Annotated in this window: 14 protein-coding genes; 12 read left to right on the forward strand and 2 right to left on the reverse strand. The window is 37.6% G+C overall.

What is annotated here, in order from left to right:
• Nucleotides 1-94 precede the first annotated feature (94 nt).
• Nucleotides 95-1,201 (forward strand): NAD/NADP-dependent octopine/nopaline dehydrogenase family protein, encoded by a 1,107-nt coding sequence (locus HX129_RS11100; RefSeq protein WP_174492332.1) that lies wholly within the window; start codon nucleotides 95-97, stop codon nucleotides 1,199-1,201.
• A gap of 1 nt (nucleotide 1,202) precedes the next feature.
• Nucleotides 1,203-2,189 (forward strand): 3-hydroxybutyryl-CoA dehydrogenase, encoded by a 987-nt coding sequence (locus HX129_RS11105; RefSeq protein ID WP_286434067.1) that lies wholly within the window; start codon nucleotides 1,203-1,205, stop codon nucleotides 2,187-2,189.
• Between the two features lie 100 nt (nucleotides 2,190-2,289).
• On the opposite strand, the gene HX129_RS11110 is transcribed toward HX129_RS11105, so the two are convergent.
• The gene (locus HX129_RS11110) at nucleotides 2,290-2,757 is read right to left on the reverse strand and encodes a MarR family winged helix-turn-helix transcriptional regulator (protein ID WP_130073073.1); all 468 of its coding nucleotides are present in this window, start codon (nucleotides 2,755-2,757) and stop codon (nucleotides 2,290-2,292) included.
• 146 nt (nucleotides 2,758-2,903) lie between these two features.
• Between HX129_RS11110 and HX129_RS11115 the strand changes: the two genes are divergently transcribed.
• The 10 genes from HX129_RS11115 (at nucleotide 2,904) to HX129_RS11160 (ending at nucleotide 13,089) form a co-directional block, all read left to right on the forward strand.
• Entirely contained in the window at nucleotides 2,904-4,013 is a 1,110-nt protein-coding gene (locus HX129_RS11115; RefSeq protein WP_286434069.1) for an amidase, read from the forward strand.
• Nucleotides 4,014-4,032: 19 nt separating this feature from the next.
• A complete protein-coding gene (locus HX129_RS11120; RefSeq protein WP_286434071.1) occupies nucleotides 4,033-5,193 on the forward strand; it encodes an acyl-CoA dehydrogenase family protein in 1,161 nt (386 codons plus the stop codon).
• Nucleotides 5,194-5,228: 35 nt separating this feature from the next.
• Nucleotides 5,229-5,759 carry a nuclear transport factor 2 family protein gene (locus tag HX129_RS11125; protein WP_130073076.1) on the forward strand — a complete coding sequence of 177 codons (531 nt, stop codon included), beginning with the start codon at nucleotides 5,229-5,231 and terminating at the stop codon, nucleotides 5,757-5,759.
• Nucleotides 5,760-5,783: 24 nt separating this feature from the next.
• The gene (locus HX129_RS11130) at nucleotides 5,784-7,061 is read left to right on the forward strand and encodes an aromatic ring-hydroxylating oxygenase subunit alpha (protein ID WP_174492335.1); all 1,278 of its coding nucleotides are present in this window, start codon (nucleotides 5,784-5,786) and stop codon (nucleotides 7,059-7,061) included.
• Between the two features lie 11 nt (nucleotides 7,062-7,072).
• Complete coding sequence (locus tag HX129_RS11135) at nucleotides 7,073-7,558, forward strand: aromatic-ring-hydroxylating dioxygenase subunit beta (RefSeq protein ID WP_130073078.1); 486 nt, start codon at nucleotides 7,073-7,075, stop codon at nucleotides 7,556-7,558.
• A 9-nt stretch (nucleotides 7,559-7,567) separates the two neighbouring features.
• Nucleotides 7,568-8,305: an SDR family NAD(P)-dependent oxidoreductase gene (locus HX129_RS11140; RefSeq protein ID WP_286434073.1), complete on the forward strand. Its 738-nt coding sequence runs from the start codon at nucleotides 7,568-7,570 to the stop codon at nucleotides 8,303-8,305.
• 33 nt (nucleotides 8,306-8,338) lie between these two features.
• Nucleotides 8,339-9,292, forward strand: coding sequence for a PDR/VanB family oxidoreductase (locus tag HX129_RS11145; protein WP_174492336.1), 954 nt, complete (start codon nucleotides 8,339-8,341; stop codon nucleotides 9,290-9,292).
• Between the two features lie 56 nt (nucleotides 9,293-9,348).
• On the forward strand, nucleotides 9,349-10,311 hold the full coding sequence (locus HX129_RS11150; protein ID WP_180046210.1) for a p-hydroxyphenylacetate 3-hydroxylase reductase component: 963 nt from the start codon (nucleotides 9,349-9,351) through the stop codon (nucleotides 10,309-10,311).
• 509 nt (nucleotides 10,312-10,820) lie between these two features.
• Nucleotides 10,821-12,104 (forward strand): Rieske 2Fe-2S domain-containing protein, encoded by a 1,284-nt coding sequence (locus HX129_RS11155; protein WP_130073082.1) that lies wholly within the window; start codon nucleotides 10,821-10,823, stop codon nucleotides 12,102-12,104.
• Between the two features lie 52 nt (nucleotides 12,105-12,156).
• Complete coding sequence (locus tag HX129_RS11160; protein ID WP_286434077.1) at nucleotides 12,157-13,089, forward strand: PDR/VanB family oxidoreductase; 933 nt, start codon at nucleotides 12,157-12,159, stop codon at nucleotides 13,087-13,089.
• Nucleotides 13,090-13,225: 136 nt separating this feature from the next.
• On the opposite strand, the gene HX129_RS11165 is transcribed toward HX129_RS11160, so the two are convergent.
• Nucleotides 13,226-14,131: a helix-turn-helix transcriptional regulator gene (locus HX129_RS11165; RefSeq protein ID WP_286434079.1), complete on the reverse strand. Its 906-nt coding sequence runs from the start codon at nucleotides 14,129-14,131 to the stop codon at nucleotides 13,226-13,228.
• Nucleotides 14,132-15,070 lie beyond the last annotated feature (939 nt).

The raw sequence follows: 15,070 nt of genomic DNA on the forward strand, positions 1-15,070 counted from the left end.
TTCATGGAAAATCTCCTTGTTCAAAGACTAGTCGATTTTCTACTTTTAAACTCGTTTAATTTTCGGGAGCATTACCATATCAGGAAGATGAAAAATGAAAATTACAGTACTCGGTGGTGGACATGGGTGTTATGCAGCGGCGGTGGATATGGCCGAGAAAGGTCATGATGTGGTGTTGTGGCGTCGTGACCAAGATGCATTGATTGAACTTGCTCAAGCCAAGATAATGAATATTAAAGATTTTAAAGGTAATCGTTCTGTCTCTGTGGGTTTTGAAAATAGCCAAATTAATTTATCAGTGGATTTGCAGCAGGCAATTCAACATGCCGAATTGATTATTATCCCACTTCCTGCGACGACACACTTAGAGTTGTCAAAACAAGCCGCTCCTTATTTTAAAGATGGTCAAGTGGTTTACTTACCTCCTGCAACATTTGGAACATTTATCTTCGCAAAAGCAGTCCACGATAGTGGAAATACTGCAAAAGTTGCTTTTGCAGAAACGGGTACTTTGCCTTATTTGGTACGTAAACACGGTATAAATCAAATTATCGTCAGTGGTTATGCGACGCGTTTACCCACGGGCGTATTTCCAAGTCAATTTGCAGAACATGCATTTAAAATTTTAAAACAGGCTTATCCAAGTATAGAGCCAATTGAAGATGCTTTAAGTGGCGCATTAATGAATGCAGGACCGATTATCCATCCACCATTGATTATGATGAATGCAGGACCACTTGAGCATTTTGAAACATGGGACATTCATAATGAAGGGACACAACCTGCTATTCGTCGAGTAACTAATCAATTAGATGCAGAGCGTATGCGGGTACGTGAGGCTTTAGGATATGGTGCACCGCATTTTCCACTCTCAGATCACTATAATAAGGAAGGTGAAGGTGATGAGTGGATGTATGGTCGTGGAGCTCACGGTAAGTTGACTGATAGTGGTGATTGGAGAGAAGACATTAATCTGCAAACGCATCGTTATATGCTCGAAGACACACGGTTAGGTTTATCATTTTTAGTTTCAGTAGGTCGTTGGGCTGGTGTTAAAACACCGATTGCAGAAGGCCTACTTAGCCTTGCTTCAGCGATTACAGGTCGTGACTTATATGCAGAAGGTCGTACTTTTGATCATTTGGGTTTGGCGACAAAGTCAAAACAAGAAATGCAGCAGATCTTGCAACAGGGGCTGTGAAATGAATAATCTTCAACAGGTTGCAGTACTTGGTGCGGGGCGTATGGGGAAGGCAATTGCGATTGCTTTTTCTTATGCAGGTCTTCATGTGAAATTAATTGATGCAAAACAACGTTCGGCGCAAGAATTTATACTGTATCAGCAACAGCTTGAGCAAGATCTTGAACAAGAATTAATGTTATTACAAAGGATTCAATTTGTACAAGCAGATCAAATTGCAGAAATTAAACAAAAGATTCAGTTGGTCGCAAAAATGGAATCGACTGAGTTTTTGAAACAGTGTGATTTAATTATGGAAGCTGTACCCGAAAAAATACACACTAAACAAGAAATTTTCAGTTGGTTGGATCAGTATATTTCTCCCCAATGTATTGTTGCTTCAACCACATCAACATTTTTAGTGACTGATATTGCGTTGATGTTGTCACATCCTGAACGTGTGATTAATGCACATTGGTTAAATCCTGCATATTTAATTCCTCTGGTTGAGCTGAGTTGTTCTGAGCAGACCGCAGACGAAGTTGTGGTTGAACTTAAGATGTTTTTAACAACAATAGGTAAGATTCCTGTGGTTTGTAATGCTAAAGCAGGTTATATCGTACCAAGGATTCAGGCATTAGCAATGAATGAGGCAGCACGTATGGTTGAAGAAGGGGTGGCATCTGCTGAAGATATTGATATTGCGATCCGCACGGGGTTTGGTTTACGTTTTTCTGTTTTAGGTCTCCTTGAGTTTATCGATTGGGGTGGTGGTGATATTTTGTATTATGCTGCGCAATATTTACAAAAAGAGCTGGGTGAGCGGTATCAAACACCCAAAATAATTGCTGAAAATATGCGTAATAATCGAAATGGCTTAAGAGAAAAGCAGGGTTTTTATGATTATGCAACGAAAGATATTGAGGTATATAAATTATCGGTACTCAAGACTTTTGCAGAACGCATTGCAACAGCAGGTTTAAAACCAAAATTTAATTGTCTCTCATAAGTCATTCGCTTATAGAGATGTAAATGATGATTTTATTTGTTGAAAAAACCATTGTCTTGACAATGGTTTTTTAGTGTTTTTTGAATCTAGTGTGTTGATTTTAGCTTGAAGGCATGAGATCAAATATTTTTTGTAGCTGAGAATTTAAAAGTTTTAATTCATCTTCTTCAAATGCGTGCAAAATCCCTGATAGTGTCACCTGACTAATTAAATTAATTTGTTCTACCATCGCTAAACCTTTTTCGGTGAGTTTCACCATTGAAATCCGCTCATCTAGCTCAGAAGAAAAAACTTCAACAATTTGATCTTCCACCAAGCGATAAACGGCTTTAGTTGCCGTTGTGAGTTTAAGTGTCGATAAATTTGCAATGTCTGTAATACTTGCCTGCCCCAAAGCGTTGGTACTGAGAATGATTTTACGTCGAGTATTGTCAATTCCTAATTTTTTGATTGATTTTTCAATAAGCTGTGAGTATTTCCCATTCACTTGTGAAATCCAGAAAAAAGGATAGTTTTTTAAACTTGCAGGTTCATTATTTGGTAGAAACTGTTCTAAATTTTGGAGCATAGTATTAATTTAGTTAAAAAAAATAATATTTTCAATTATACAAAAAAATAAGAAAAAAACTTAGATTTTAAAATAAAAATAACTTGACAATTACATGACTTTTTCTATTATTGTATTTATATAAATAAAAATACATGGAAAAGTGAATGAATATTATCGCAGAAAAAATGCAAATAGGATCAGGAAAATTCACGGTGATGGTGAAAGATTCTATAGATATTCAAGGTTATAAAACAAAATCAGGTAGCCGTTCACTTGAAAATAGTGCTGTGGCTCAGGTACATGCTCAAGTCATCAAAAATCTTTTGGCACATGATTGCACTATCACGGCAAAAACCAATCTACACGAACTTGCATTTGGAATTACAGGGATTAATCATGCATTGGGCACACCGATTAACCCTAAGTACCCGGAGTTGATTCCTGGTGGTTCTTCAAGTGGTTCAGCAGCAGCCATTGCAGCTCATTTGGCAGATTTTACGTTAGGCACAGATACAGGTGGTTCTGTACGTATGCCAGCAGCATGTTGTGGTGTATATGGACTTAAACCGACTTTTGGTCGAGTGAGTCGTAAAGGTGTACATCCTGAATATAGTTCATTGGACTGTGTGGGACCCTTTGCAAATTCGGTGGAAATGATTGAAACCGCAATGCAATTTATTGATCCTAGTTTTCATGCGATGACACAGGATGATTTACCTCAACTGGCTATTTTAAATGTTCAGGCAGATGTTGTTGTTCAAGACACAATTCAAGATTTTTTAAAAAAAGCTCAAATGCAGCTACCCACTGTAGATATAAAGACTTTCAATTCAGCTTATGACGCAGGCATGCAAATCATCAATTATGAAAATTGGCAAGCCTATGGTGAGTTAACAAAAACAGGTTTGATTGGTGCTGACGTACAAGGGCGTTTATTAAAAGCTGCAGATACAACATTGGTTCAAGTAAAACAGGCAGAAAAAGTGAAAGCCCAATTTACTCAAGAAATCGATGCCTTACTTGAAAAATATGATGCATTGCTATTACCCACTTTACCTCAGATTCCCCCACGCGTTATCGATGCAGAAAATACCGTAGCATTTTTGAATTTAACTGCATTAGTTCGTCCTTTTAATCTATCTGGACATCCTGCCATCACTATTCCGTTGGAAACAAAGCAAGGTTTACCTGTAGGGCTGCAAATTATCACTAAAAGATCTGCAGACGAGCAATTGTGTGCGATTGCAAAATTTATTGTTAACGCAGCACATTAAAGAAACAAGGAGTTAGCGAATGAATGATTTATCTAAAGTGTTTAACTCTGATCAGAGCGGTGCTGTTGATATTCTCTGTCAGGAAATACGTGAACGTGCAGTGACAGGAGAGTTTGATGATCAGGCTTATGTCAGTCAGGATATTATTGAAAAACTAAAAAAAATTGGTGTTTATCGTGCTTTGGTACCAAAGCGATTTGGTGGTATGGAAGTATCACCCAGTGAATTTTGTCAATTAATTGAAAAATTATCTATGGCAGATGGTTCTGTGGGATGGGTGGCAAGTTTCGGTATGAGTCCAGCTTATCTGGGGAGCTTACCTGAAGAAACACTTAATATTTTGTATAAGAACTCACCAGATGTCGTATTTGCTGGTGGTATTTTCCCTCCGCAACCTGCAGAAATTACGGACGAAGGTGTTGTTGTTAAAGGTCGCTGGAAGTTTTCAAGTGGTTGTATGGGAGCAGATATTGTCGGTGTGGGTATTTCTCCACGTAAAGATAATGAAGCGCAAGGTTTACCACGGATGGCTGTGATGCCAGCTAAAAAAGTAAAAGTCGACATGACTTGGGACACAGTGGGGCTAAAAGGTACAGGTAGCCATGATTTAGTTGTGGACAATGTACTTGTGACCAAAGCGTGGACATTTATTCGTGGAGAGCCATCAAAACTGCCTGAACCCTTTTTTAAATATCCTTCATTGTCTTTAGCCACCCAAGTTTTAACTGTCGTCGGAATAGGTGTCGCAGCAGCAGCTTTGGAAGAGTTTAAATTGCTGGCACCTGGTAAATCTTCTATTACAGGCGGTGCTGAAATCGCAAATCGTCCTGTCACACAATATGAATTTGCACAATCTGAAGCGGAATTTAAAGCTGCGCGCACTTGGTTTTATCAAGCCATGGATATTGTTTGGCAAGAAATTTTAGCGGGTAATCAACCTACGGAACAACAAATCAGTGATATGCGTTTGTCATGTACTCATGCGGCACGTGTCGCAGCACGTGTTGCACGCAAAATGCAAATGCTCGCAGGTATGACCGCAATTTACTCAAACAATATATTCAGTCGTTTTGTGAACGATACTAATGTTGTCACACAGCATGCTTTTATGGGAGATGCAACTTTATTAAATGCGGGTTCCATTAGTTTTGGTTTAAAGCCAACACCTGGTTATTTATAAGTTTGTATGGCAACAGATGAAGTGAGTATTGCGTGATGAATGAAATGAATTTGACAGCTATTCTAGCGCGTTTAAATCAACTAGAAGCCGAAACTGCTATTCGAAATTGCATCAATCGTTACATGGAAATTTGTGATGGCTTGGATGCTAGTACTGACCTAAATGAATTAATGGATTTATTTGACCAAAACAGTATTTGGGAAGGTATTGGTGAAAAATATGCGAAATCATTTGGACGTTATGAATCATGGCAAGACATCTATGCCATGTTCAAAAGCTATACGCAACAACAATCGCATTTTGTTATGAATGCTCATTTTGTGAGTTCGGAGCAAATTTATGTTGTAGAGCAGCGAGCTCGAGCTTCATGGCTAATGTTGCAAACCTCTACTTTTCGTGATGGGCAAAGCCATCTTAATGCAGCCAAGTTGACCATCAAATTTCAGCAACAAGAGGATGGGACTTGGAAAATTAAACATTTTCAGACTGAAAATATTTTTAGTCGCCCTATATCACACTGGAATAGCACTGCCGAATTGCCAGTACCAAACCAGAACGAAGCTTAGAATCAATTGATAAGGATCATGGATATGAACAGTATTATTCCAATGCACAATGCTGAACACGATTATAACGAACTTGTACAAAGTGATCGTGCCCATACTTCACTTTATAAAGATGCACAAATCTTTGAAGATGAAATGGAAAAAATTTTCTATAAAACTTGGGTTTGGGTAGCACATGCCAGTGAAATTCCAGATGCAGGCAGTTATAAAACCATGAATATTGGGAAACAACCTGTCGTAGCAGTACGAGACCGAAAAAAGAAAGTGCATGTGTTATTAAACCGCTGTCGTCACCGTGCTGCGACAGTGTGTGAACATAAAAAAGGTAAGACCAATAGTTTTGTTTGTCCATATCACGGGTGGAGCTATGCACTTGATGGTAGTTTACGTGGTGTACCATCTCCTGAAAGTTATGGTGACTGCTTAGATAAATCAGAGTTTCCATTAATCAGTCTACGTGTTGAAGAATACAATGGGATGATTTTTGCTTCATTCAACCATGATATTGAACCCTTGGAAGATTTCCTTGGTGGTGCAAAAAAATGGATCGATTTGTTTATGAAACAAGGAGCAGGTTATCCGATAAAAGTTCTTGGTGAGCATCGTTTTACATTCCCAGGCAATTGGAAAATTCAGCTCGAAAATACGACGGATGCATATCATTTTCCATTGGTACACAAATCATTCCTGAGTTCTGTTGATGAAAAAACAGAAGAGCTATTTAACTTTGAAAATCAACCAGGTTTTGTTGAAGACTTAGGTAATGGTCACAGTGTGATGGTGATGATTCCAGAATTGGTTGATTTAGATGAAGAGTTGATGGAGCGTCCGATTCAAGAGCGTTTTGAAGACTTAGCACAAGCGCTACGTGATGAAGGTCATGAAGAACTTGAAGTACGTCGTATTGTCCGTGCAGTTGGTGGTACAGGCTTTAACCTCAATATTTTCCCGAATATTGCATGCTCTATGGCGTTCTTCCGTGTGATGCAGCCAATTTCTGTAGAAAAAACCGAGATTCACCATTCTGTAATTACGATGGATGGCGGTCCACAAGTGGCGAACCAATATCGTTTACGTTTACATGAGCATTTCCAAGGTCCGTTTGGTTTCGGTACACCGGACGATGCGGAAGCATGGGAGCGTGTACAACACGGTGCAAATGCAGGGAATGATTTATGGATCATGTTGAACCGTGGCTTACCGGGTGAAGTGAAAACTGAAGATGGTGTAAAAAGCGATGTAAGTGCAGAAACGGGAATGCGCGCTGCTTATCAGCAGTGGAAAAAGTTGATGACGGCTTAAGGTGGAATAGCATGAAAATTGATTTAAATTTACTCAATGAAGTAACGGCTTTTATTTGGGCTGAAGCAGATATGTTGGATCATTCTGAGCATCATGCTTGGTTAGATTTATGGAATGAAAAGGGTGTTTATATCATTCCGATTGATCCAACATTGACGGATTACGAAAATAATTTGAACTATGCTTATGACGACCATCACATGCGCAAACTACGTGTTGAGCGTTTAGAAAATGGTGAAGCGATTTCAACGGCACCTAAGGCCAATACTGTACGTAGTGTATCTCGTGTGCGTATTTTAAAAGATGAAAATGGTGAAATTATTTTACGTTGTGCACAAAACTTACGTGAGTTTCGTAAAGAAAATTTAAAACATTATACCGCTGATGTCACTTTTCATTTAGTACGTGATGAAGCACAAGGTTTTAAAATTAATCGTAAAATTATTAATTTAGTTAATTCTACCGATACTTTAGCGGGTATCAGTTACATTCTCTAGGAGAAAAAAATGAAACAAGTTGTTTTAGTGACGGGTGCCGCTTCAGGTTTAGGCAATGTCATTGCACAATATTTCGCAGCTCAAGGGCACCAAGTGATTTTATCAGCAAGTACATTGGAAAAAGCTAAAACTGCTCAAGGAAAAAGCCAATTTGCTGAAAACTTATTTCCATTGAAATTGGATATATCTGTCGAAGCAGATTTTCATGCAGCAGTGCAGTGGATTGAGCAAAAATTTTCAAAACTAGATGTTCTAATTAACAATGCAACTGTGACTAAGGCAACGCCTGTACTTGAAATTACTGCTGCTGACTTTGATTGGGTAACACAAGTCAATCAGCGTGGTACGTTCCAAGCATGTCAGATTATTGGTCAATATATGGCTGACAAGGGATATGGTCGTATTGTCAATATGGCGTCTTTAGCTGGGCAAAATGGGGGAACTGCAACAGGTGCGCATTATGCAGCCACTAAAGGTGCCATTGTGACCTTAACCAAAATTTTTGCCAAGGAATTCGCAGCCAAAGGTGTAACAGTGAATGCGATTGCACCTGGACCAATGGAATCTCCTATTGTGCGTAGTGTGGTTTCAGATGAAAAGATGACCCAATTTATCCAAAATATTCCAGTGAAAGCATTGGGAAGCATGGAGTTTATTGCGGAAACTTGTGCTTTGTTGGCGAGTCCAACTGCTGCATTTGTGACGGGAGCAACTTGGGATATCAATGGCGGATTATTTATGCGTTAAGCCTTGAGCTGATGCATTGTTGGGAGATAAAAAATGACTACACTTTATGATGTCGTTGTTAAAAACCGCCATGTAGAAGGGGGAAATGTTGCTGTCATGGAATTTGAGTCAGCAACTGCTTCTGCATTGCCGAAAATTGAAGCGGGTGCACACATTGATGTATATCTACCGAATGGTATGGTGCGTCAATATTCATTGTGCCAAAACCCAGATCAGCAAGGTATTTTTCGTTTAGGCATTTTACGTGATCCTGAATCACGTGGTGGATCAGTTTCTGCATTTGATGATCTCAAAGATGGGATGCAGATACAGGTGAGTGAGCCCAAAAATTTATTTCCTTTAGCTAAAGCGAAACATTCTGTTCTGATTGGCGGTGGAATAGGAATTACGCCATTAATCACTATGGCATATCAATTGGCACAAGAGGGTGCATCATTTGAACTACATTACTGTGGTTCAAGTCCTGAACGATCTGCTTTCGTTGACGAGCTTAAGCAAGGTCAACTTGCTGAGTTCACAACCTTTCATTTTAAATCTGAAGGTGCAAGCCACCGTGAGTTTTTTGAATCCGCAATTCAAAATATTGATGCAGAAAGCCATATTTATACCTGTGGTCCAAATGGATTTATGGATTGGGTGATTAATTTAGCAACTACTCAACATTTTCCTGAGCATCAAATCCATAAAGAATATTTCCAAGTAGATGTGGAAACAGGTGGTGATGCATTTGAAGTTGTTGCGCAACAAAGTGGCAAAATTATCATGGTGAATGCTGAAGAAACGATTTTACAGGCATTAGCACGTGAAGGCATTGAAATAGAAATGTCATGTGAGCAAGGTGTATGTGGCACGTGTATGTGCGATGTGATTGAAGGTGAGCCTGATCATCGCGATGTGTATTTTACCGATGAAGAAAAAGCCAGTAATGAACAAATTCTTGTATGTTGTTCACGTTCAAAATCTGCACGTTTAGTGCTTGATATATAACTGATGAACGACACTAGATTCTAGTAGGAATTGGATTAAAGCTTGAGGAGACAATAATGAATACATTACCAGCCAAGGAAACAGCAACAATAGATCCAATAAAATTCCGTCGAGCACTCGGCAACTTTGCGACAGGTGTCACTATTATGACTGCGCAAAGTGCAACAGGAGAAAAGGTGGGTGTTACGGCAAATAGTTTCAACTCTGTTTCGTTGGACCCTGCATTAATTTTATGGAGCATAGATAAAAATTCATCTAGCTTTCATGTGTTTGAGCAAGCCACACATTTTGCTGTAAATATATTATCGGGTTCGCAAATTGAGTTGTCTAATAAGTTTTCACGCCGAAATATAGATAAATACGAAGGAACAAGCTACCGTGAAGGGGTAGGTTCAGTACCTATTTTAGATCATTGTTCTGCAGTTTTTGAATGTGAACGTCATCAGATTATAGAGGGAGGGGATCATTGGATCATCATAGGAAAGGTGGTTGATTTTCATGATGAAGGTCGCAGTCCGCTCGTTTATCATCAAGGTGCATACTCAGGTGTTACGCCACATCCATTGTTACAGGTGAAGGATACTGTAGAGCCAACAGCGGATAGTGTAGGTGAAATGCATCATGGTCATTTATATCGCAATGTTTGCTACCTGATGAGCCGCGCTTTTAAATTTTATCAGAATGATTATATCCCTAAGCAGTTAGTTACAGGCTTTAGAACAAGTGAGGCTCGTTTATTACTCGTTTTGGGCAGCGGTACTTCGTCTAGTAAAGCTGATTTACCGCGTGATATTGCTATGCCAATGCGTGAAGTAGAGCAATCCGCAGCAATTTTAGCAAAAGAAGGTCTTTTAACTGAACAGAATGGTTTTTATCTTTTAACTGAAAAAGGGAAAAAGACAGCACATTATCTTTTTGATATTGCAGACAGCCATCAAAATGATGTATTTGAAAAATATCCAGAAAGTGAAAAGGAAATTTTCATTAAAATTTTAATGGATATTGCTGGTGTTGTATGAAATGTATTCCGATAAGTGTTTTAGGCGCTTATCGGAATTCAAAATTAGATCTTTTAAGTCGGGTGAGGTGTACTATTTTATATAGGCATATCTCACAAGCTTTATTTGATGGATTTTATAATTTTGGCGTTAAATTTGACTGCAGAAATTTTTACTTTTTTACTGATGTTAAGCTTCGAAAGCATATATTTACCTCACGAAGTGAAAGCCTCTGTTTTGCATAGCCATTAATTTATTCCCCTTATTAATATTTAGAAATATTTTGAAATAATATGCTCGAATAAAAAAATAAATTTTTAAAGGAAAGAATAGTTTAATTTAAATCAAATGATCAAAAAAAATATTTAAATATGTATTTATAAAACAATATTTTATATTTACTTTTAAATGTGGTATTAATTATTAAAAAGTCTCCATTTGTTAAAAAGTCTCATTCGGCAGTCTATAGGTGAATTTTTCATAGACTTGTAATTTATAGTGATTAGACATTGACAAAGGAGCTAGTCATTATGCTTACCAAAGAACAAAATGAGTTAATTACGGATGTAAGTCCAGGTTCAGCATTAAACAAATATTGGAAAAGATTTTGGTTACCTGTATTACGTGGTGCTGCGCTCGAAGCAGGCGGCACACCTAAAAAGGTAGAAATGCTGTGCGAAAAATATGTGGCTTTCCGTGGTGACAATGGCAAAGTAGGTTTTCTTTATGAAGCGTGTCCACACAGAGGTATTTCCTTGGCGATGGGGCGTAATGAAAACAACCGTTTGACCTGTATTTTCCATGGTTGGAGTTTCGACGCAGAAGGAAACTGTACCAATATGCCTACAGAAAAAGACCAATCTTTCTGTAGTAAAGTCAAAGGACAAGGATTCCCCGTAAGGGAAGCGGGTGGAATCGTATGGGTGTATCTCGGTGAGGGTGAGCCGCCTAAATTTAATGATTATGCATTTACTCAAGTAGACAGCATTCATGTACGTCCACGTGCATCTTATAATGAAGCGAATTGGTTCCAAAATGTTGAAACATTAATGGATTCGGCGCACATTAATTTACTGCATAACGATTCAACTGCAAATGCAGATATTCCACAACATGGTTTACAACTGACAGCTGGAAATAACACACCAAAATATACTTTTGAACCTCGTCCATACGGTCTACGTTCTTATTCACTTCGTGAAAATCCAACGGGTGATCAAGATTATCTGCGTGTGACTGAGTATGTTGCACCAGGAACCGCTTTTATTGGGACAACAGATGCAGAAGCAGGTTTTGTGATCATGGTGATCCCTGTTAATAATACGCGTAGCTTACAGTGGTATGTGTATTGGGATGCTAGACAACCGATTAATGATAATCTTCCTGATTTCTCTATGGATGGTACGGATGAAGACGATGATAACTTTGCTGCTTCACGTCAAGGCTTGCCATTTTATGGACAAGACCGTGAAGCAATGAAAGCAGGCAAAAGTTGGACTGGTGTTCCAGGGGTAATTTTTGAAGATTATGCCGTTGCTGAAAGTATTCCGATTGTAGACCGTACTCGTGAATTTTTAGGGAGTGGTGACTTAGCCATTGTTCGTACGCGTCGTATTTTATTAGAACGAATTAAATTATCTACTGAAGATAAAGAATGCGTTTTTGCAGATGAAATAGATTATCGTTCATTACGTGCCTTGGCTGATTTAATTCCAAAAGGTGCAGACATCAAAGAACATGCTTATGCACGTGAAGCTGAGCGTCGTATTAAATTATATCCTGCGGATGAAAAAACAGAGGAAGCAACAGCTTAAATAGCGGGTTGATTTGTGTTTTTTCACTCAATATTTAGGTAGGAGTAAAGTTATGGAGCGACTAAAGGTTAGAGTAAAAACAATTACTTATTTAGCCGATGGTATTTTAGGTTATGAGTTTTCTGCTGTGGATGGTGTGCAATTGCCATCATTTTCAGCTGGGTCAAATATTGATTTAATTGTAGAGGGTATTCCTGTTCGTAGTTACTCTCTATATAACAACTTTGATGTGACTAACACATATAAAGTTGCGATCAACCGCGATGAAAACAGTCGTGGTGGCTCAATTGGATATCAAAATAATCTAAAAGCTGGACAGATTATCGAAATTTCTGAACCACGTAATAATTTTGAATTTCATGGCGATAAAGATGAAATTGTGTTTATTGCGGGGGGAATTGGGATCACTCCAATCCTTTCGATGATTGAACAAGTCAAGACCGATCATTGGAAGCTCTATTACTTTGCTCGTGCTCAGGATAAATGTGCTTTTTTTGATGAATTAAAAGCACAATATGCAGATCATGTTGAAATTATTCTTAACTCAGAGGGTACAAGTAAACGGATTTCGCATGTTTTTGAAGCACATTCTCCTGAAAATACAGAGTTTTATTGTTGTGGTCCAAAGGCGATGATTGATGATTTTAAATCTCATCACACATCGTACCCATACTGCTATTATGAATCATTTGTTGCAGAGCATGAAGCATCAACAGAAAACTCCTATACTGTTGAGTTGCGTAAAAGCAATAAATTGATTGAAGTGGTGCAAGGAGAGACCTTGCTTGATGCTTTGTTAAAAAATGGTTGTGATGTGATGAATTCTTGCCGTGAAGGGGTTTGTGGTGCTTGTGAAACACCAATCCTAGAAGGAGAAGCAGATCATCGAGATTCTATTTTAACCGATGATGAAAAAGCAGAAAATAAAACTATTTTCCCATGTTGTTCAAGTGCAAAAGGCAAGCTGCTTGTCCTTGATATTTAAGCCATGTATTTGAGGCTGGATCAGATTATTTTTTATTATTAAAAGATATCTGATCTAGATGATATGGTAGTAATGATCCTAAGCCCAAATCTGAAAGAGATATTTTAGTATGGAGGATATTGGGCTTAGATTAGCACTAAAGTTTTTCTTTGGGATTTTGTTGTAGATATTCTTTTAAAGATATACCCATATGCTTTTGAAATAAATAATTAATCTTATTTATATTTTCAACCCCAGAGTTTTGACAGACTTGATCTATCGGCTGACCTGCTGCAAGTAACTCTTTGATAATACTGAGGCGTTTATGACTCAGAAAATTGTAAGGTGTTGTTCCAAAAGTTTTTTTAAATTCACGAAATAAATGTGAGCGTGACCAATTCATCGTGTTACAGAAGTCTTCGATATTAATTTTAAACATGTAATTGTGTTCTATAAATTCTTGTAATTTTTTGACCTGAAAAGAAGTAAAACCTCCTGTGATGACATTTTTTTCTTGAAAGTTATCTAAATATTTGTCTTTAAGATGGGCAAAGCATTCCTGATACATTTTTAAAATAAAGGTTTTTCGTTCTTCGCTATTTTTATAAGATAAAATCATTTTGAATAGACCTTCAACCCAATTATCTTTAATCCCATGTAACTCATTGTTTTGTAGGGCATGTGCAATTTCTTCGGGATTAAAGGCCACAATGTCTTTCCAAAAGTATAAATGGGCATAGCGTAGTTTATTATAGAGATTCCACTCATAACTATTTAAGCCATAGAGCGCGATTGAATTGAATTTAACGTTATTGTGTCCAATCACATTATTTCGTACACGAATGCTCCCTGTAATATGAAAGGTCAAGCAGATTTCTTCTAATTGAGGTTCAATCAATTTGATGTTGTTGGTTTCCCAAATTGCAAAAATGGGTTGCTCACCAACAAAAATACTTTCTAATAAGGTAGCATTGGGATTATTTAAGATGGTTTCAAAAGCAGTTTTACCTTGACTGCTGACTAATTTGGTCGCCGGGAGAGAAGAATCGTTGAGATTATCCATTATCATCCTTGAGATCAATATTTAAAACGATCATTATGGTGGTGTAGCATAATGTTTTATTCGAAACTGTTTTAGGATTCATGTCTGTATTGAGGATAAAATCGACAAAAATAAGCTGGATCTTTAAAGCCCAATGGCTAAGCGATACTCCAGATGGGCAGTGAGGTGGTACAGAATAAACATTTTGCCGCATGAATTGTTCGTTGAGCAATATATTTTTACAGGATTGACTTATTAAATGCTTGAATAAATCATTTAAGCGTAAATCACGGATATACAATATGTTGCTGTGTTCAGATATACACCGATGTTGATCATAATACAGTTCAAATAAGTTTGAAAACTGTAAAAATAGAAATTGATCATCTATGTCGTGTGCTGTAGAGCCCTTGTTTTTGGAAAATGAGCCAGTAAAAGCGAATAGCTGTTTTAGGGTTTGATTGAGAAAATTAATCTCAGCATGTGCTTTATTTTTTTATTTTATTAATAAATTCAATATATTGCTCAATGCCTAACCAAGTCTGTGCATCAGTTGTTGTTAAATTTTCAAGTGATACAGAGCATGCGCATAACACCCTAATGTCATTATATATCGTCGCAATTTGTAACCATAATGTTTCTTCAATCTATATACATAAGCCTGATGTGAATGTATCGGTTTCGTTTGAGGTGCTATAGTTTGTTCTGCAGGGGATGAAAATTAAAGCCCATTTCCATATGCATATCACTGTTTATTGAGCATTAAGTCTGGTTTAAATGGTTTGAAAATAAAAATGTCAATAATATAGTAGTCAGCATGCAAAGTAATGTTGTATAGATCTAGAGCATGTAAAGGATTTGGAAAAGATAGAAAAACTTCGTTATTTATGCTCTGGTGACAGAATTTTCAAAACATAAATTTATATATTTATTGATTTTCATGCGTTTACACCCTTTGGA

Origin of the sequence: Acinetobacter sp. 251-1 (assembly GCF_030329305.1) — a bacterium.
Taxonomy (GTDB): Bacteria; Pseudomonadota; Gammaproteobacteria; order Pseudomonadales; family Moraxellaceae; genus Acinetobacter; species Acinetobacter piscicola_A.